18 protein-coding genes are annotated in these 19,798 nt (G+C 43.4%); 9 read left to right on the top strand and 9 right to left on the bottom strand.

The window, feature by feature from the left end; genetic code table 11:
• Positions 1–7: 7 nt before the first annotated feature.
• Positions 8–883 (bottom strand): WYL domain-containing protein, encoded by an 876-nt coding sequence (locus ACYFDN_RS12965; protein WP_051147640.1) that lies wholly within the window; start codon positions 881–883, stop codon positions 8–10.
• Positions 884–1,278: 395 nt separating this feature from the next.
• Here ACYFDN_RS12965 and ACYFDN_RS12960 point away from each other — a divergent pair, with 395 nt between their 5' ends.
• Positions 1,279–2,658: a glycosyl hydrolase family 8 gene (locus ACYFDN_RS12960; protein WP_483511455.1), complete on the top strand. Its 1,380-nt coding sequence runs from the start codon at positions 1,279–1,281 to the stop codon at positions 2,656–2,658.
• Between the two features lie 34 nt (positions 2,659–2,692).
• Here ACYFDN_RS12960 and ACYFDN_RS12955 read toward each other — a convergent pair whose 3' ends face one another.
• Together ACYFDN_RS12955 and ACYFDN_RS12950 are read right to left on the bottom strand one after the other, a co-directional pair.
• A complete protein-coding gene (locus ACYFDN_RS12955; RefSeq protein ID WP_483511454.1) occupies positions 2,693–3,703 on the bottom strand; it encodes an MBL fold metallo-hydrolase in 1,011 nt (336 codons plus the stop codon).
• Between the two features lie 288 nt (positions 3,704–3,991).
• Complete coding sequence (locus ACYFDN_RS12950; RefSeq protein ID WP_483511453.1) at positions 3,992–7,192, bottom strand: diguanylate cyclase; 3,201 nt, start codon at positions 7,190–7,192, stop codon at positions 3,992–3,994.
• A gap of 272 nt (positions 7,193–7,464) precedes the next feature.
• On the opposite strand from ACYFDN_RS12950, the gene ACYFDN_RS12945 reads away from it, so the two are divergent.
• Both ACYFDN_RS12945 and ACYFDN_RS12940 read left to right on the top strand, forming a co-directional pair.
• A complete protein-coding gene (locus ACYFDN_RS12945) occupies positions 7,465–8,463 on the top strand; it encodes an oxidoreductase family protein (RefSeq protein WP_483511451.1) in 999 nt (332 codons plus the stop codon).
• Positions 8,456–9,418 (top strand): 3'(2'),5'-bisphosphate nucleotidase CysQ family protein, encoded by a 963-nt coding sequence (locus ACYFDN_RS12940; protein WP_483511449.1) that lies wholly within the window; start codon positions 8,456–8,458, stop codon positions 9,416–9,418. The genes ACYFDN_RS12945 and ACYFDN_RS12940 overlap by 8 nt, the downstream gene beginning before the upstream one ends.
• Positions 9,419–9,443: 25 nt before the next feature.
• Here ACYFDN_RS12940 and ACYFDN_RS12935 read toward each other — a convergent pair whose 3' ends face one another.
• Positions 9,444–9,890 carry a PaaI family thioesterase gene (locus ACYFDN_RS12935; protein ID WP_483511447.1) on the bottom strand — a complete coding sequence of 149 codons (447 nt, stop codon included), beginning with the start codon at positions 9,888–9,890 and terminating at the stop codon, positions 9,444–9,446.
• Between the two features lie 121 nt (positions 9,891–10,011).
• Here ACYFDN_RS12935 and ACYFDN_RS12930 point away from each other — a divergent pair, with 121 nt between their 5' ends.
• The 6 genes from ACYFDN_RS12930 to ACYFDN_RS12905 all read left to right on the top strand — a co-directional run bounded on the left by ACYFDN_RS12930 (position 10,012) and on the right by ACYFDN_RS12905 (position 13,304).
• Positions 10,012–10,302, top strand: coding sequence for a DUF134 domain-containing protein (locus ACYFDN_RS12930; RefSeq protein WP_483511445.1), 291 nt, complete (start codon positions 10,012–10,014; stop codon positions 10,300–10,302).
• A complete protein-coding gene (locus ACYFDN_RS12925) occupies positions 10,299–10,739 on the top strand; it encodes a NifB/NifX family molybdenum-iron cluster-binding protein (protein ID WP_483511444.1) in 441 nt (146 codons plus the stop codon). Before ACYFDN_RS12930 ends, ACYFDN_RS12925 begins: the two co-directional genes overlap by 4 nt.
• 148 nt (positions 10,740–10,887) lie before the next feature.
• Positions 10,888–11,463 (top strand): YdeI/OmpD-associated family protein, encoded by a 576-nt coding sequence (locus ACYFDN_RS12920; RefSeq protein ID WP_483511443.1) that lies wholly within the window; start codon positions 10,888–10,890, stop codon positions 11,461–11,463.
• Positions 11,464–11,512: 49 nt separating this feature from the next.
• Positions 11,513–12,013, top strand: coding sequence for a DUF6653 family protein (locus ACYFDN_RS12915; RefSeq protein WP_472590463.1), 501 nt, complete (start codon positions 11,513–11,515; stop codon positions 12,011–12,013).
• A gap of 17 nt (positions 12,014–12,030) precedes the next feature.
• Entirely contained in the window at positions 12,031–12,384 is a 354-nt protein-coding gene (locus ACYFDN_RS12910) for a VOC family protein (protein ID WP_483511441.1), read from the top strand.
• Complete coding sequence (locus ACYFDN_RS12905) at positions 12,381–13,304, top strand: arginase family protein (protein ID WP_483511440.1); 924 nt, start codon at positions 12,381–12,383, stop codon at positions 13,302–13,304. Before ACYFDN_RS12910 ends, ACYFDN_RS12905 begins: the two co-directional genes overlap by 4 nt.
• Before the next feature lie 745 nt (positions 13,305–14,049).
• Here ACYFDN_RS12905 and oppF read toward each other — a convergent pair.
• From oppF to ACYFDN_RS12880, 5 genes are all read right to left on the bottom strand, one after another.
• A complete protein-coding gene (gene oppF, locus ACYFDN_RS12900) occupies positions 14,050–15,039 on the bottom strand; it encodes a murein tripeptide/oligopeptide ABC transporter ATP binding protein OppF (RefSeq protein ID WP_483511439.1) in 990 nt (329 codons plus the stop codon).
• A 1-nt stretch (position 15,040) separates the two neighbouring features.
• Complete coding sequence (oppD, locus tag ACYFDN_RS12895; protein WP_016402740.1) at positions 15,041–16,015, bottom strand: oligopeptide ABC transporter ATP-binding protein OppD; 975 nt, start codon at positions 16,013–16,015, stop codon at positions 15,041–15,043.
• 15 nt (positions 16,016–16,030) lie between these two features.
• Positions 16,031–16,939 (bottom strand): oligopeptide ABC transporter permease OppC, encoded by a 909-nt coding sequence (gene oppC, locus ACYFDN_RS12890; protein WP_016402739.1) that lies wholly within the window; start codon positions 16,937–16,939, stop codon positions 16,031–16,033.
• A gap of 9 nt (positions 16,940–16,948) precedes the next feature.
• Positions 16,949–17,869: an oligopeptide ABC transporter permease OppB gene (gene oppB, locus ACYFDN_RS12885; RefSeq protein WP_016402738.1), complete on the bottom strand. Its 921-nt coding sequence runs from the start codon at positions 17,867–17,869 to the stop codon at positions 16,949–16,951.
• Positions 17,870–17,968: 99 nt separating this feature from the next.
• Positions 17,969–19,597: an ABC transporter substrate-binding protein gene (locus ACYFDN_RS12880; protein ID WP_483511438.1), complete on the bottom strand. Its 1,629-nt coding sequence runs from the start codon at positions 19,595–19,597 to the stop codon at positions 17,969–17,971.
• Positions 19,598–19,798 lie beyond the last annotated feature (201 nt).

Below are 19,798 nucleotides of genomic sequence, written 5' to 3'. Positions count from 1 at the left end.
GTTCTTGTTAATCCTCTGACTGCCAACCTGGCGCAATACTTAAGCCAGATACATTTGCCAATACCTTGCTGTCTTTTAAGGCTAATTGATATTCACCACCACTCAAACTGTGTTGTTTTGAGCAATCAACATTCCATTGGCGTAACAAATACCCCGCCAACGCAGCGCGTACTTCAAGTTTAAGCGCCCCTTCATGCATCGCATAATCAAGTTCAATAGCCTGTGGGTACTGCAAACTTGGATGAGCAACCAGCTCCAACTCCACAATGTGATTCCACTGTTTGTCATAATCACGAGCTTCTAGCGTAGCAATTGACTGATCGAGTACTTCGAGTTGGGTAAAGCGAGTACATACAAAATCTCTAAAGCTCCCACTTACTCTGTCAAAAGCTCTAACATGCCATCGGTGACCATTGTTCACTAAACTGTGAGGCACTATTTCTCGGCTGCTTTCGCCAGACGATATAGACAGGTAGCTGCATTTTAGCGGCACGCGGTGATGAATAGCGCGCATAATCGAGGCAATATAATCGGCCTTTGGGTGCACCAACCTCACCGCATCAAAGCACGTATCGCTGGGCTCTAGAGGAAACGACAAGCCATCACCAAAGCCATGAGACAGCCCCGTTAAGATCGCTTCTGGATTATGAGAAAACAAAGGAGAGAATTTATCTCTGCGTAAATACCTGCGCGCCTTATGGTCTAAAAAAGCATTATTAGGTGCAAGTTGCTTATAGCTGGCTAAATCACGAGTTGCAGCTGCAAGGCCTGTTTTAAATCGACTAATTAAGTCGGCACGACTCACTTCGCCAAAGTACTCTAGGCTAAAATCAATAAAAGCTAGTCGGCTTCTTTGTCCATGGTTCAGTTCGTTCAAATCCATTTTTCACTTCGCTCTGTTCATCTTAAAAAGCAAATATTAACAAGCACTTCAGGCATAGGCAATCATTATGATTAGGTATAAGGATGACTGTGATATAAACCGATTTTTAAGTAAAAAATCCCTTATAAGACGAAGCGAACAATTATTTTTTTTCACAAGCTAAGTAACTATTTTTTAGCAAATAGCTTCCAGCCTCTCAAAAGCAGCAAAGGCCATGAAATAAATCAATCCTTTTTTATCAACAACTTAACAAATTACTATCAACCAATGTCACACATCTAGATCACATTCACTAAGACCAAAGCGCATCCTGAACACTTTTTGATCAGCACAAAATATAAACTATGACTGTTAGCGCTAACAAAAATAATAATGATCAATTGTAAGGATGAACAATGACAGTTTTTTCAACTACGCGCCCCTTGCTCAGCTGTGCATTAATCAGTTCGGCATTAATGTTAGGTTGCGCCAGTTTTTCGGCCAGTGCGGCATTAACTAAACAGAATTTAGCGAACTCTGGATATTGGGGCGGTATTTTACTCCCCAACAACACAGCCATTAACGCATCAGAGCTAAACACCATATATAACCGCTTTGTAGATAACTACATCGTTGAAGCCGGCACCAATATGGCACGAGTAAAATGGGGTTCGGGTGGAGCACTGCGCGATGGTAGCGGCAATGTAAGTAAAGATGCCTACGCAACGGCCTCTGAAGGAATGGGTTACGGTATGCTAGTTACGGCCTACGGTGACGACAAAACTCGTTTCGACAAACTGTTCCGATTTTATCGTAAAGCCTTGGATGATAACAATGCTGATCTAATGCCTTGGTTAGTTTGGGGTAATGCCTCTCCAGTAACCAACCAAATTTGTTATGGCATTGTTGGACAAAACCAAACCTGTTTTGGTGCAGGTGGCGGTGGCCCAGCCACCGATGGTGATATTGATATCGCAATGGCACTGTTTGTTGCCGCTGATAAATGGGACAACCCAGATATTGATTATCGCGCAGAGGCGATTCACATAGTTAATGAGCTGCACGATAACTGGTTACATTGGTGCGCCGATGACGGCGGCACGTGGGTGGTAAAACCTTATCAAAAATCAAATTTCGACCCGTGTAAAGATGAAATCGATGCTTCTTATTCTATACCAGCTTTTTTCCGCTACTTTGCTGAAGTGGCTTCGGTAGACAGCTCGGTAAAAAATGCCAATGACCGTTGGAATTCAGCCGCACGCGATCTTTACAGCAAGTTACTCGACAAACAAAAAGCAGGCCCAAATGGTGATAAAACCTTTGTTCCCGATTGGATGAAGTTAGATGGAAGCGCGGTAACTGGCAGAAGCACTAACTATGGCTCAGATGCCTCTCGCATTCCTTGGCGAGTAACCATGGACTATGCCTGGTATGGAACCAGTGAGTCGCAAAACTGGACTCGCCGTTTAATCAACGACTTGGTAAACAACTCCAATAATGGCGACATTACCGATATTAAAGCAGATATTTCCCAATCGACCGGTGACTCCGCTGGTTATAACGGCCGTTCTTTCTCTGGAGGATTTGCAGTAGCGGCAATGCTCTATAACTGGTATCCAGACAATGCTAACAATTACACCGAGCATTGGGTTGATGAAACCTTAAATGGCAGCCTGCCTTGGAACATTGGGGCTAACGGTTATGAAAATGCCAATAACGATTACTACGGGATGGCACTTTCGGCTCTATACGCGCTAACTCTAACCGGGAACACCTATAAACCAGCGCTAAATTAGGCTTGAGTACTAGGGTTAGTTTAGCGGTATAACCCTAATCCAATAACAAGGTCTCACCCATTTTCATGGTAATAAACGGTGCCGTTGTGGCTTGTTTGGCAGTTAAATCTTCTAACAACTCGGCAGGCTCCATAACCGGCTCCGCTGTAAGCGGATACGTTCCCCAGTGCATGCCAATCGACAGTTTAGCTTTTACATCTTGGTGAACTTTAATCGCTTCAGGCACGTTAACGTGTTGATCTTTCATGAAGCCACGAGGTGAATAAGCACCTATAGGAATAAAGGCCAAATCGATTTCTTCCGCTCGCTCACCTATTTCTTTAAAGTCATAGGGGTTATAACCCGTATCTCCTGCAAACCAATAGCGCTTGCCTTTAAACTCAATTAACCAACTCGCCCAGTGGCTTTTATTGCGATCAAACAAGCCACGTGCCGACCAATGTTGGCTAGGCGTAGCAGTGATTAAGGCCTCGCCCTTTTGCTGCGAGCCCCACCAAGGCAGTTCAGTAATATTGCTTGGTTTAATATCCATTTTTTCAAACCAAATACCCAAGCCTTCTGGCACAAAGTAATGAGTAGAATTACCAAAGTGCTTAATGGCTTTTTTATCCAAGTGATCATAGTGATTATGGGAAATCACTACAAAATCGACACTGGGTAGGTCTTCTGGTTTAAAGGTAAGTGGAACTAAGCGTTTTGGCCCGGCAAAACTCACAGGCGATACCCGTTCACTAAAAACCGGATCTGTAAGAAAGGTCAACTCTGGCAGTTGCACTAAGAAACTAGAATGACCTAACCAAGTCACCTTTGTACCTGCGTGCTCATCTTTAAGTAGCTCTAGATCAACATCTTGGCGTGGTACGCGGTAAGCTTCGGCCGCTTGATCAGACCAACGAGTATCACCAAAAAATCGAACATAAAGAAACTTAAAAGGGTTTTTAGCGATCGGCTCAAGATGGTTATTTTGGTATTCTTTATCTGATGAACTACAGGCGATGACTAAGCCCACAGCGGCCAAAATCAACAGCTTTACAATTAACTTCACGCTTTACATCCCTTAAATCTTTTCCAAGAAAGTCCACTCTAGTGTCTAGTAACAAGCTTTGGCAAGTCGTTATACCAATCGTAGCAAGTAACTGTTCATTCTATCTGGTTAAAATACTCGATAACTGCGTTAAAATTTTTGATTGTAGAATAACTACTTATCGAAAAATCATGCCTTATTCTCGAGTATTTTTCCTGCGTTATTTCTGATCACTTATTTGGTGTGAGTGATATTAGGCAATAAAAAAGCGCTGAGGTTTACCAGCGCTTTCTCGCAATACTGTTTTATTTAGTCCAGCTCAAACTCTTTGCTTAAACTCATAACACTCACCCGCCCTTTGCCCTCTGCTTTCGCGCGATATAGGGCTCGGTCAGCTTGTTTAAGTAACCAATCCTCACTTAAATCATTGTGCTCTACACCACCGCAATCGGTAATACCGATTGAGCAACTAAGATCGGGTAAGTTGTCCACCAACTCTGGTTTTTCTGCCCAAGCACGTAACTGCTCTTTAAAATAATGTTTCTTGTGCAGGTTGGCCAACAAGCGTTCAGCAGTGAGCTTGGCTTGGTCGTGTTTGGCACTTGGGAAAACCACGACAAATTCATCACCGCCCCAACGAGCAACAATATCGCCAGCGCGCATGGTGTCCACTAATAAAGCTGAGAAAGCCGAAAGCACTTTGTCACCAACATCATGGCCTAGCAAATCGTTTACAATTTTAAAGTTATCTAAATCGATATAGGCCAAGGAACAGTGATAAGTGCCAGCTTGTTGCTCAAACATCACCAGCTCTTGCTCTAAACGCGCTAACAATGCTTGTCGATTTAGCAGCCCTGTAAGCGAGTCGGTGGTAGACATCTTAAGCAGGTTTTCTCGGTGTTTAAGCTGCTGTAACTGGCTACCTAACTGGCGACTAATTAAATTAAGTGTGTCTTGGTCTTGGCGGTCAAAATAACGATTACTGTTAAAGTTACAAAGGGTTAAGGCGCCATATAAATGTTCATCTACAAATATTGGTAAGCAGGCAACCGAGTTATAGGTCGCTCGTTTGCCATCTTCACCTTTTGAACTAAAGCTATTGTTTATCCAAGTGCTCTGGTTATCTTTAACATGCGCTAGGTATTGATCAACTTGTTCTTTGCTTAGCAATTTACCTACATGCGCCCATTCTTCCCATGCGTCACTAGCTAAGTGGTGCACCATTCCCACTTGCACAGTGAAGTTACCACAAACCAGCTTTAAGCTTTCAACAGCTAAATCTACGGTACTATCAAATCGCTCAGGCAACGATTGCATGCGGCTAATTAATTGCATTTCACGCAAGCGCTGCTGAACTTGGCGAAGCTGTGTGTCTTGTTTGGCACTACGCACTAAATCATCAAGATTAAGGTGAATCGGCGCAAGCTTATAGCTATCAATATCTTTAGCGTAAAACACTTGGCGCTTATCAATGATGCTTTTAATACTATTAAAGATCTCGGTGAATCGCGGCAAAATAAGCACTTCACACATGGCTAAACTGTGGTTTAGCAAATTGTCACAGGCTTCCCATTTACCGCGGCGGCTATACACTTCTAATAACTCGGTGCTGCACTGCGGCAACAAACGGCTATCCATGTCGACCACTTCACCAAGTAAGGCCGGCGCTGCTTCAAATATCTCTTCAGCTTTATTTAAGCGACCATCTACTACCTCAAGCGCACCTTGCAACAAGGCTTTTAAAAATGCGCCGGTACCAGAGGGCTTAAAAGGCAAACCTTGCATACGCTCTAAACATTGCTGAGCACGAGCACGCTCGCCGAGTTTAGAATGACAAAAACCCTTTAAGCTAAATACGTCGTAGAGGTTTCTAAAGGGGAAGTGAGTCATTTGTCTAATTCGACAAATTCTTACCAATTGCTCCAATACATCACAGGCTTGTTGGTAATCGCGGGTGCAAAAATATAACCAGGCAAAGTTGTACAAGGTCACTACCAGCTCCGAGTAATCACCAGTATGCCGAGCAATATCGTAAGCAGCCAAGTACTGCTCTTGGGCTTCTGGGTATTTCTCTAAGAGAGTATTAAAGTAGCCGGTGCCGTTATACATGCGTACCCGCTCACTGGCTTCCCCTAGCTCTTCTCGAATACGCGAGCTAATACCAAAACAGCGGAAGGTGGCGTGGTAACGGCTGATATAAGAATAAATAATGCCCTTACTATGATAGCTAGCTGCAATACCTTGTCGATGACCAATTCTGCGCGCAAGCTTTACTGCTTTTTGAGTAAAATCTAAAGCAATGCTTGAATCTAAATCTTCGTAAAAACGCAAATAGGTGTAATAGTTACGCAAGGCATAAAGCCGTGAGCAGTCCATGTTGTATTGCTGCAGCTCACTGTCTAAATGGGCAAATTCAGCCAATTTTAGGGGCGTAGATGATTTATCATGAGCATAAAAGTTTACGAACAAGGATTGCGCCACCAAATGACCATTTGTGGCTTGGCCTGCAAGCTCTAAGGCCGCTTCTGAGCATTGCATTGCTTCTTCAAAACTTTGCTGTTGCACCAAGGTAACGCTGAGCAAATTTAACAAGCGCACCTTGTCGTAAGTATTGTTTAAAGACTCTTGGAAAACTTGAAGAAGTTCTAATTCGGTTACCGCCGTATTTAATTCGCCTTGATACAACAGCGCTTCTGCCAAGAATAACTGTAGTCTTACTTTTAAACTGCTTTCTAAATCTGTGGTTTCTAGCATTAAACGGGCGGCAACTTCGGCCTCTGGCCACGCCATAAATGCTATGTTTTCAGCAACTAACAATTCTGCACTTTTTACACAGTCTCGATATTGCCAATGTACTTTTAATGGTGATTGGCTAGTAGGCACGTTATGCAACAATGTCGTGTCATCGAGCCAATCTAAGAAACCTTCCCAGGCTTCATCGTCTTGGCGATTAGCCAGAGCATATTGGGTATCAACAGAAGTAAGCACTAAAACAGGAATACTAAGTTCACTAGACACCAAGGCTTGTAGCATTTTAATCGCCGAAGCAGAGGCAAAGTGCCAACCACTTACTACCACAATAGCGGGCTCTACAAATAACTTATCAACTAAAGCAATAATCGCTTTTTCAATAGACTGTTGCTCGAAATAAAGATCATCAACCAACACCAGCTCACTGCGTTCAAAACGTTCGCCTTTAAGCATTGCGCTTAAATTTTGTTGCAGCGGTACAAAGTCGGTCACGCTGGCCGCAAGCTCTTCTGCACTAAAGTTGGATTGTTCAAAACGGCGAATAAGCAAGGCAAATAGCGAGCTATAAGGGGAGTAAGCACTCAAATTATTGAGGCTTATCATGTATAGAGGAGCGCCCTGTTGTTCTGCAAAATCAGAGGTACAACGGGCCAAATTGTCGGGATCCGAGCTTTGAAAAAAACTAAAGCTGGTTGCTCCCCCTAAGGTGCGCTGCCAATCAATCGACAAACGCTTCGCAAAACTGTCCATTTGGGGCATGGTTGAAATCGCCCTCCTAGGCTAAATTTACCGCTAATATACTAAATTATTTGCCTAGATTTCGATGCCAAGATGGTCACATAAAATGGCTGGAAAATTGTTAATAAACAGGGATAAGGCAAAATCTGATAAGTTGGTCAATATTCTTATACTATAAATACCTACAAAGCGGAATTAGGCAAGATTATCTCGCTTAAAAATCTTAGTGAAAAACTCGATACGTCAACTCGCTTGTCGTACCATGACCATTCATACCAAACAGCGCTATTTTAATGTCTTTATCTGAACGACAACAAGCAAAACTTAAGCAACTAAATCAAGCTGGAAGCATTTCTGAGGTAACAACTATTCAATCCCTCTGGGGAGGCTATGGCGAACTACTTAGAGTGAAATTTAAGCATGGTATTCGCCCAAGTTTGGTAGTGAAAAACATAGCTTTTCCAGAGCAAACGAAACATCCGCGAGGATGGAATACCGATCTCTCACACCAACGTAAAGTTCACTCCTACCAAGTTGAGTTGGCATGGTACCAACAGTTCGCCCAAGATTGTGACCAACACTGTTATATGCCCCAACTTATCGATTCAAGCCAGCATGATGACCAACAAAGCATCGTATTAGAAGACCTACATGCCTTGGGTTACAGCGAAATAAGGCAACAAGTAAACTTCAAGCAAGCTTTAGTTTGTATCCGATGGTTAGCCTATTTTCATGCCCGTTTTATGCAACGCTCAGCCTCTTCACTTTGGCCTCAAGGCGGCTATTGGCACTTAGCGACTCGCCCCGACGAACTCGCTGCTATGGCCGAGTCCCCCCTTAAACAAGCAGCGTCGGCAATAGACCAACATCTGCAATCAAGTGATTACTTTTGCCTTATTCATGGCGATGCCAAGCTTGCTAACTTTTGCTTTAATCAAACACTTAGCCAAGTTGCAGCAGTAGATTTTCAGTACGTTGGCAAAGGTTGTGGTATCCAAGATTTGGCCCTGTTTGTAGGTAGTTGCCTCAGTGAACAACAGTGCTTTGAGCAACAACAAAGCATTCTTGACTACTACTTTGAAATGCTACAACAAGCCCTTGAACACCATGCTGTTCCTGAAGTTAACTTTACAGAGCTGGAACAACAATGGCGAGATTTGTATCCTTTTGCTTGGGCCGACTTTGAACGTTTTCTCGAAGGCTGGAGCCCAGGTCACTGGAAGCTAAATAGTTACAGCCACCAACAAACCCAGCTGGCTCTCCAAATTTTGGCAGAAAATAGCAATGACTAAGTCTAAGATAAATTGCCACTTTAGTTCAGCTCAACTGCAACAGTTTGTAGGCCTTGCAATAACTGCCGCCAAACAAGCTGGCGAATACATTGCCGCTTACCCAAGAGATCAACTAGAGGTAGAACATAAATCCCAAGATTTGAGTTTAAGCGCGCAAGTGGTTACTGAAGTAGACCGACATTGTGAAAGGATAATTTTAAACACGCTTAAGCCAATCACTCAGTTGCATCAACTAGCCACTCTAGCCGAAGAGAACACCGAAGGCTTCGATTTAACACAGCACCCGCGGTTTAACAGTGAAGCTTTTTGGGCAATCGACCCCTTAGATGGCACCCTGCCCTTTATCGAAGGAGGCGATGGTTGCGCAGTATCAATTGCTTTAGTGAATAAAGCCGGTCAAGCACTTCTGGGGGTATGTTACCTACCCTTTAGTAACACGCTCTACCACAGCTACTTTAACCCTGACTCCCAGCAACACCACTGTTTTAAGCAACGGCTTGCGTTTGAGCAAAAAACACCAAGCAATATATGCGACTTAGGCTCCACTTCGCTAACATTCTATTGTGATAGAAGCAGCCTTAAACTGCCTTACTTTGAGCAACTTAAGGTGCAATTAGAACAGCTTGCCAAACACTTAGGCTATTCTGAACTGCTAATTAACAGTAGCGCTGGAGCCGTAGTAAACGCTTGCTCAGTAATTGATGAATCGAACGCCTTTTATTTAAAACTCGCCAAACGAACACAAGGTGGCGGCAGCATTTGGGATTTCGCCGCCAGCTCATGCATCGCCCACGGCTGCAATGCTTGGGTGAGCGACAGCAACGGCCAAGCCATAAAACTAAATAACCCAACCAGCAGCTTTATGAATCAAAAAGGCGTGTTGTATGCCAGCAATGCCACCTTAGCCAAGCAGATTTTAGCCCTTAAACTCAACAAGCAATTTAGTGATGCATAATCAGTTGTTAATGGTAGATCCTTCTTCAACAATCACTTGAAAGAAATGAACTCGATGCACTAGCGTTGGCTCGCATAAACTTTGCCTTTGCTGAGGCATAAATGCATTGTTCGCAATACAGTTTACTAGATAGCGTAAACACCCCTCTTATACTGCTAACTATATCTGCGCTCAGTATAACTTCGTGATTAACTGGAACTGGTTTAGCAAACCGAATATGTAAATCAGCAGTCATTGCTTCCACCCCCTCGGCGAATAAACGATGCGTCATTGCGGCATCGAGCAGAGTAGAAATAATACCGCCATGCAACACCCCGCTATATCCCTGATACAGCCTATTTAAACTAACTGCGGCTTCTACACCACCAGCTTTGCTGCGAACAAAGCGTAAGTTTAAAGCTGTACTAAAAGAGTCATTCGTTCCACAGGCAAAACAGTGCTTATGTGAATAAGGAATAGCAATGTCCATCATTAATTCTCAAGTGTAAAAACCTGTTTATTTATAGCATATGCCAAAAATAAACATCAATGAATTATTGGCATATGCCATTAATTTATCTATAGTGAAAATGAACTTAAGCTTAGGAGATAACATGGCCAGACCCAAAAAATGCCGCCGCATTTGCGGGCGACCAGCACATAACTGCTTTAAACCCAATGGCGTACCTATGAGTCGTTTAAGTCAGCTAGAAATTCTACCGGAAGAGTTTGAAGCCCTACGACTTGCCGACCAACTCAAGATGAGCCAATTAGAAGCAGCCACAGAAATGGGCGTTTCCCGACAAACCTTTGGGAATATAGTTAGCCAAGCACGCTTTAAAATAGCGACATGTTTGGTAGAAGGAAAAGCCCTTGTTTTTGCCGATGAGGAATCTGAACTATGATTTATGCCGTTCCAAATAACCAAGGCCAAGTAGCTAACCATTTTATGAAAGCACCAAGCTTTAGCGTATTTAGCGATACCGAGTTACTCGATGAAATTACTCACCAAGCTAACCATGAGCTGTCATGCAACAGCAAAATAGCCATCTTTGAACAGCTATGCCAGTTAAACGTAGACGCTGTTATTGTTAAAAATATTGGAGAGAAAGCTTTAAATAGATTGCTTGCAATGGGGATTAAAGTGTTTAAAACCAACGCTCGCGTGGCGTCGAATACCGTAAGCCAAAGCCCAATGCTAGAACTTAAATCCCTAGAGCTTGCTCGCCCTTCCCTACAACATTCAAAAAAGCATAGCCATAAAGCGTGCTGTAAAAACTCTATAAAGCAAAAACGTAACAACAATTGCTGTTCAGAAAAACAAAAATTCCAACACAGCTAATACCAATTGCTTACTTACAAAAACACGCTATTTAGGCAGTTACCTTATGCTACATTGATTGTTTTGTTGTTATAAAAATCACGTTAGTGCAATTTGAGCACTGCAAAAATTGCACTAACGATCATGTCGTTGAAGAGAGCCAGCCAACATGCCTAAACCAGATTTAAGCAAAGTTATTACCTTTACAACGCTGCAAGAGCTTGGTCGTTGGCTCGAAATTAATCACGCAATCCAAACTGAACTGTGGATCAAAATATTCAAGAAGAAAACAAACCTAGCAAGCGTAACTTGGGATGAAGTAGTAATTGAAGCTCTTTGCTGGGGTTGGATTGACGGAGTAAAAAAGTCGATTGACGAGCATGCATATTTACAGCGAATTTCTCCCAGAAAACCCCGTAGCACTTGGTCGAAAAGAAACAGAAAACACGTAGAGCGGTTAATAACAGAGGGCCGAATGACCAAACCCGGCCTATTGCAAGTAGAGGCAGCTAAAGCTGACGGAAGGTGGGAGAATGCCTACGCGGTAAGTGAAATGAAAGTCCCCGCAGACTTTTTAACGGCATTAGCGCTAAAACCACAGGCACAACAGTTTTATGAAACACTGACTAAATCAAGTCGCTATGTTATTGCTCACGGCTTACTTAGTGCCAAAAGGCCCGAAACCAGACAAAAGCGCTTTACCAAATACTTAGACATGCTTGCCGATAACATAAAGCCAATTTGAGTATTAAAAGGATGCTTATATAACGCTGAAGCATTAACCGGAGTCTTACTTGAAACTAGATAAAGCCTTATCCAAACTGTTCCTTCCCAAAGACGAGAGTTGGCTAAAACATGCAAACCCTTGGTCTGTATGGACAAGATTTGCCACATTGCCATTTATTGTATTAGGCATTTGGTCACGAGTTTGGATCGGCTGGTACTGCCTTGTCCCTATTTCAATACTTATTTTTTGGCTTTGGATAAACCCAACTTTGTTCTCTAAACCAAAGGATTACAGCAGCTGGGCAGCCAAAGCTGTGTTGGGTGAGCGCATATTAATCAACCGTAAATCTAAGCCCATTCCAGATTCTCACGCAACAGCTATAAACATACTAAACATCCTGCAAGGGATCAGTTGTTTAGTCCTTATCTATGGCTTGTGGAGCCTAAATATAAGCGTTACATTGCAAGGTGTTGTCTATATCTACCTCACTAAAATGTGGTTTTTAGATCGTATGGTGTGGTTATATGAATCCAGCCATTTAAACCAACAAAATGATTCTAAGAGTTAACACTCGGAGAGCAGAAAATGAAAGTAAGTACCTTGCGGATCCCTTGCCGATGCCTCATAGAATCAGAAAAATTCTATACAGAAAAACTCGGGCTAACCAAAGTGTTTGGTGCGGTATCAGAAGGCTACATTGGGTTCCAGCTAGATAATGCTCAACTATTGCTAGAGCTCGAAGAAAAAGGTGAATTTGAAAGTGCTAGATTTTTAGGATTCAGTATTGAAGTATCCAACATTCTTCAACTTTACAACACATTAACCGAACGCGGTGTTGCATTAACCGGCCCCCCAGAAAAGCAAAGTTGGGGAGGATTGATGACTCACATTATTGATTGTAATGAGAATACATTTTCATTTATACAAGGCAGTTCATGAGCAAATGCTACGATATAATTGGTGCGCCTTTTAATCAACTGGGCTACGTCACCACCAAACAAAATACGGTGGACGGGCTTCGATGCTTAAATCAGCAGACTTGGGTTGGATTAAGCGAATGGATAAGCGTTAGAAACACCCGCTGGAATTGTGATATCCAAGATCTTGGTGATGTAGCAGTATCGGCAGAAGTATTGTCTTTAATCGCTGCAGGTAAGAAAGAAGCAGCTTTATCAGCCTATAGTGCTGAGTTGAAAACCAAACTGCTGGCCAGTTATAGCGCTGGACGCACACCTATCACTATAGGCGGCGACCACTCGATCGCAGTAGGTACGCTGCAAGCAACAATGGAGTATTATCAAAAACAGCAAGGCAAGAAGGTGGCTGTGATTTGGGTTGATGCCCATGCCGATTGTAATAATAGCCTTGCCAGTAATTTGCATGGCAAACCATTAGCCATGTTAATGGATAAATATCCGCACAATGGTTGGTCAATTAACCCCGAGATTGCAATAAAGCCAGAAGACGTTTTTTATGTGGCGATACGAGACTTAATGCCAAATGAGCACCAGCTTATCAATGACCATGGGATCACCAATTATGATATGGCGAGTATTGACCGCCTAGGCATCAACACAGTTTTAAAGGAACTAAGCTCACACATCGAAAGCCATTATGATCACCTCTATTTATCTTTTGACTACGATGCCTTAGAGGGAAGTACTTTTAGAGCCTGCGCTACTCCAAATGTAGGGGGGTTAAGCGCTAGAGAAGCCATTCACCTTGTTCATACTCTAGCTTCCAGCAGTAAATTTATTGGCGCTGATTTTGTCGAGTACATGCCTGAACTAGACAATAATGGTGTTTCTAAAGAGCTTATGATTAAGCTTATCGACGCGACTTGGGGCTTTAGAAGCTAATACCGATGTTTACTTTTTAAGTGGACCATCAAATTTCTTCTCGAAGGGTTGAAGGAAACTGCAGCACTATCAATGGCCTAAACTTTTTCTACTAACTGATGTCATTTGCTAAGATAATGGGGCTTAAGCTCCTATAAGTTCAATTGCTGCTTGCCCTAGAATGCTCTTAATTAGATGCTTTCTTAGTTCTGTATAGATGTATTAGCCACGCAGAGATGAAGCACAATGAAGCATTAAACCAGCAAATAATGACCAGGACAGTCTGCCGATAATGACTAGACCCTTTTAAACCAGCCTCATTCAAAAGCACCTTAGCTTTAAGTAGGTCGTACTTCTTTTTATCTCCTTCAAGAGTCTCGACATCGAAAAAAAGCATAGATTCTATCTGATACAAAACCGACTCTGTTGTAACCTTTAATATGGGGTACTTCAGACCAGTGTGCATTGGAATAACTGCACATACCAATCCCCAGAAAACCAGAACAAACTTAATCCACTTCATTGTATTCCTGACACTTTATATGGGCAATGAGGTAAGCCTCAAGAGCGATGCTATGGCTAATCTTTATAACTCATAAAAATCCCCAGAATTAAGCTCATGTTGCTACTACATCAGCAAAATGGCTCAAAGTAATAATATACTCATCTTTCTTATGACTTAAGTCCATCCTTAACTTGTCGAAGTCAACATCTACGTACAAAAAAGCCAGGGCTAGCCTGGCTTCAAATTAACTCAATCAAGCAACTACACAGAAGTGTGTAAACAGCTTACCGAGTGCTCATCACTACCCGTTAACGCAGGCTTAGTTTTAGCACATTGCTCGGTGGCTATGGGGCAGCGCGTGCGAAATACGCAACCCGAAGGTGGACTAATTGGCGAAGGTAAATCGCCCTCTAGCAGTTCAATGGTTTTGCCGCGCTCTAAATCCGGATCGGGAATAGGCACTGCAGACATCAACGCTTTGGTATAAGGGTGTGTGGGTTTATCAAACAGGGCCTTAGCCGTGCCTAATTCAACCGAGTTACCCAAGTACATTACCAATACGCGGTCGGAGATGTGCTTCACTACCGAAAGGTCGTGAGCGATGAAAATAAGGCTTAAGCCCATTTCTGCTTGCAGCTCTTTAAGTAGATTAACCACCTGCGCCTGAATCGATACGTCGAGCGCCGATACAGGTTCATCACAAATGATCATCTTCGGCTCAAGGATTAACGCTCGCGCAATACCAATACGCTGACACTGCCCACCCGAGAATTCATGCGGATAACGGTTGATTACGTTTGGTAACAAGCCCACCCGCATCATCATTTTTTGCACTTTTTGTTTTACTTCAGCTCTGCTGAGGTTTGGGTAAAAAGTACGTAATGGCTCGGCAATAATATCGCCAACCGTCATTCTTGGGTTTAGTGATGCTAGCGGGTCCTGGAAGATCATTTGAATCTCTTTGCGCTTTTCGCGCAGATTCTTCTGATCAAGCTCGGTTAAATCTTGGCCCAACCATACCACTTTACCCGCTTCTGCTGGCACTAGGCCAATCACTGCACGGGCGAAAGTAGATTTACCACAGCCCGATTCGCCAACTACCCCTAACGTTTCACCTTGGTAAAGCTTTAGCGACACGCCGTCTACTGCTTTTAAGGTGGCAGCAGGTGTCCAAGGTAAGGCTTTGGCATTCTTAATTTTGAAATAAACTTTTAAATCCACTACATCTAGCAATAAGGCTTTATCACTCATCTTATTGGCCTCCGCTTAAGTGGAAATCATTGTGACAAGCACGCTGACGCTGGTTAGCAAAAGTGCTTAGTTCAGGGCTTTGCTGGCGACAGTGATCGCTCACTCTATGGCAACGCTCTTGGAACGGACAGCCCTGTGGAAGCTTAAGTAAGTTAGGAGGATTACCCGGAATAGTCGGCAATATTTCGCCTTCGGTATCCAAGCGTGGGATCGCTTTTAACAGACCTTCGGTATACGGATGACTCGGTTGATAAAACACTTCTTTAGCCGTGCCATATTCCATGGTGCGGCCAGCGTACATAACCAATACTTTGTCACAGATCCCGGCAACTACACCTAGATCGTGAGTAATCATAATAATTGCTGTATTAAACTCACTCTTCAGTTCGTTTAACAGTGTCATTATTTGCGCTTGAACCGTTACATCTAAGGCCGTAGTTGGCTCGTCAGCAATTAACAGCTGTGGTTTACACAGCAAAGCCATAGCAATCATGACTCGCTGACGCATACCACCCGAGAACTCATGGGGGTACATAGCCATACGTTTTTCAGCTTCTGGCATTTTAACCGCGTCAAGCATACGAACAGCTTCAACGTGGGCTTCACGATTACTCATACCCTTGTGTAAACGCAATACCTCTTTTAGCTGTTCACCCACTTTCATGTAAGGGTTTAGCGAGGTCATGGGATCTTGGAAAATCATCGAGATTTTCTCGGCGCGTATGGCGTTTAACTGCTGTTCTGGCAAGTTAAGAACTTGCTGGCCGTTAAACAAGGCTTCGCCGCTAATAGTACCGTTTTTTGCCAGTAAGCCCATTAAGGCAAAAGCGGTTTGGCTTTTACCTGAACCAGACTCACCAACAATACCCAAGGTTTGCCCTGCTTCCAGTGAAAAAGTTAAATCGTTCACTGCGGTTACGCTGCCTTCGGGGGTAGAAAACTCTACACGAAGGTCTTTCACATTTAATAAACTCATTACTCTGCCCCTGCCTTAGCGATCTTTTGGATCTAAGGCATCACGTAAACCGTCGCCTACATAGTTAAAACTAAACAGCGTGACCACCATAAATGCAGCTGGATATAATAGCTGCCAAATGGCAATTTCCATGGTTTGCGAACCGTCTTGCAACAAAGCGCCCCACGAGGTCATTGGCTCTTGTACACCCAAACCTAAGAAGCTTAAAAACGATTCGGTAAGAATCATTTGTGGTACTAGCAGCGTGGCATATACCGCAACAATGCCTAATACATTAGGCACAATGTGGCGGGTAATAATTTTCCATTTGGATACCCCACACACTTCGGCAGCTTCAATAAACTCTTTGTTTTTAAGACTTAAGGTTTGGCCACGAACAATACGCGCCATGTCTAACCAAGACACTGCGCCAATGGCAACAAACACCAAGAAAATATTGCGGCCAAAAAAGGTCACCAGCAAAATTACAAAGAACATGAACGGAATGCCGTAGAGGATCTCTAGCAAACGCATCATTACTCGGTCTACTGTGCCGCCTAAAAAGCCAGAAGTAGCGCCATAAAGGGTACCAATAAGTACCGCGACAAAAGCGCCCATCACACCTACCAGCAATGAGATTTGTCCGCCCAATAGGGTACGAACAAACATATCTCGGCCTAACGAGTCGGTGCCAAAGTAATGACCACTTTCAATAGATGGTCCATGGTGCATGGCGCCCCAGTCGGTATCGTCAAAGGCAAACTCACTAAGGTGAGAGCCAAACATCACTAGCAAAGTGATGAATACCAATATGCCTAAACTTACCATCGCAGCGCGGTTACGCATGAAACGCATACGCGCATCTTGCCACAAACTGCGGCCTTCAATTTCTAACTTATCTGCGAATTCACTAATAGCGTCGCTGTTTTGTTTGTTATCTAACATTGCAGCCTCCTAGTAGCGAATTTTCGGATCGATGAAGGCATACAAGATGTCTACAATCGCGTTGAAAACAATGGTAAAGGTACCAATTAAAATGGTGAGACCTAACACTAAGGAGTAGTCTCGGTTAAGCGCTCCATTCACAAACAACTTACCAAAACCAGGCAAGCCAAAAATGGTCTCAATCACTACCGAGCCAGTAATAATGCCAACAAAAGCTGGGCCCATGTAAGACACTACTGGTAACAAAGCAGGGCGCAGCGCGTGGCGCACAATAATGTAACGATATGGCAAACCTTTCGCTTTAGCGGTGCGGATAAAGTTAGAGCTTAATACTTCAATCATGCTGCCGCGCATAATCCGCGCAAACGAAGCCACGTAAAGCAGTGACATGCCTAACATGGGTAGAATAATGTATTGCCACTGCCCACCGTTCCAACCCCCTGCGGGTAACCATTGCAACTTAATTGCAAAGATATAAACCAAGGTGGGCGCTAGCACAAAGGAGGGCATCACCACCCCGGCCATTGCCGTGGACATAATGCTAAAGTCCATCCAAGTGTTTTGTTTTAGTGCTGCCAGCGTGCCTACAGACACCCCCATCAACACTGTAAAGATAAAGGCAATAGAGCCGATTTTTGCTGACACCGGCAGGGCTTGCGCCACAAGTTCATTCACGGTGTAGTCTTTGTATTTAAATGATGGCCCAAGATCGCCTTGTGCCAAGTTGCCTAAGTAGGAGAAGTATTGCTCCAGTACCGGTTTATCCAAACCGTACTTAGCCTCGATATTGGCTAAGACTTCAGGCGGAAGTGAGCGCTCACCAGAGAATGGGCTTCCCGGGGCAAAACGCATCATAAAGAAGGTGATAGTAATCAATACCAACAGCGTAGGTATTGCTTCTAGCATTCGTTTTAAGATGAACTTAATCATTCGATTTTCCAGCTTATGTTTATTGCTGTAATTGAATTAGCGTAGCTAACAACAAAATAAGGCACCTTAAGCATAAGGTGCCTTACAAAAGACCATCAACTATTTGGCAATAATGTATAGATCTTTAGTGTAAATTTTGTCTTCTGCGTTGTTCATTGGGTAGCCACCAACTGTTGGCTTAACCAAACGCGCATTTACGTAGTGGTAGATTGGAGCAAGCGGCATGTCTTGAGCAAGTTGTGCCTCTGCTTGGCGGTAGTTATCGCCACGAACAGCATCATCAACCGCTGACATAGCGGCATTCATAAAGCCATCGTAAGCTGGGCTGTTGTAGAACTGATCGTTGTTACCGTTATTGCTTTGCATTAACGATAGGAAGGTTGACGCTTCGTTGTAGTCACCACACCAGCCGGCACGGGTTACATCGTAGTTACCGTTACGACGGTTATCTAGGAAGGTTTTCCACTCTTGGTTCTCTAGGTTTACTTTAACACCAAGGGTTTTCTTCCACATAGAAGCTACTGCAATAGCGATCTTCTTGTGGTTTTCGCTGGTGTTGTACAACAAGGTAAACTCTAGAGGCTTATCTTTACCGTAACCTACTTCGGCTAGTAGCTCAGCAGCTTTTGCATTACGCTCTTTTTGCGACCAAGTAGCGTAATCTGGCTTATCTACTTGTAGGCCAGCCACTTTTTGGTGTGCAAAGTTGTAAGCAGGTAGCTCACCTTTGCCCACGATAAACTTAGCTACTGCGTCACGGTCAATGGCGTAAGACAAAGCTTTACGTACGCGAACATCATCAAATGGTGCTTTTTTGTTGTTAAAGCCGTAGTAGTAAGAGCATAAGTAAGGCGTTACTTTTAACGAATCTGGCTGCTCTTTTTGCATGCGCTTAAAGTGCTCGTTAGCCATTTCGTAAGTCATGTCAATTTCGCCCGCTAGGAAGCGGTTCATGTCAGTAACTTGGTTTTCAATCGGCAGGTAAGTCACTTTGTTGATAACAGTTTTGTCGTTATCCCAGTAGTTTTCGTTACGCTCCATAACGATTTTTTCATTCACTACCCATTCAGATACTTTGTATGCACCGTTACCCACAAAGTTAGCTGGTAAAGTCCACTTATCACCGAACTTTTCAACAGTAGCCTTGTGCACTGGCTTCAGCGTAGTGTGCGACGTCATCGCAACAAAGTATGGTAGAGCTTGCTCTAGTTTAATTTCTAAGGTGTAGTCATCAAGAGCTTTAACTGCTAATTCAGAGGCGTCTTTCTTACCATTGATAATGTCTGCAGCATTTACCATGGTGGTCATTTCTAGGTACCACGAATAAGGCGCTGCGGTTTTTGGATCAACCGCGCGTTTGAAACTATATTCAAAATCGTGGGCGGTTAATGCATCGCCATTAGACCATTTTGCATCTTTGCGAAGGTGAAATACGAAGGTAAGGTTATCTTCAGTTTCCCAAGATTCTGCTACGCCAGGTACCAGGTTTCCGTCGCCATCTTGATTTACTAAACCTTCAAGTAGCTCACGAATCACATTAGATTCTGGCACACCTTCGGTTTTGTGAGGGTCTAGGGAAGCAGGCTCGGTGCCGTTACCACGTACTAGTTCCTGTACTGGGGCAAGTTTAACGCCAGCAGGAACATCAGCAGCAAAAGAGGCAGTGGTGAAAGAACTTAGGATCGCAGCACTAACGAGGCTGGCAGCTAAAGTTTTAGCAGTTTTCATTTTCATCTCCATATTGACACATTTGGCTATAACTAGGCCGTTTGTGAAATTTCCATTCACTTTACATGAATATTAAATCAGTACAATATTCTAATAAAACGCACATCAACGCCAGATGCTACACCCGAATCAAAGAAACAACAAATAATAAGTTGCCTTTTATTAGTGAAGATTCCTGATTATTCTCAAGAATTATTGGGT

The organism is Agarivorans sp. D1326 (assembly GCF_056958115.1).
This window is presented reverse-complemented; position numbering and strand designations above follow the sequence as displayed.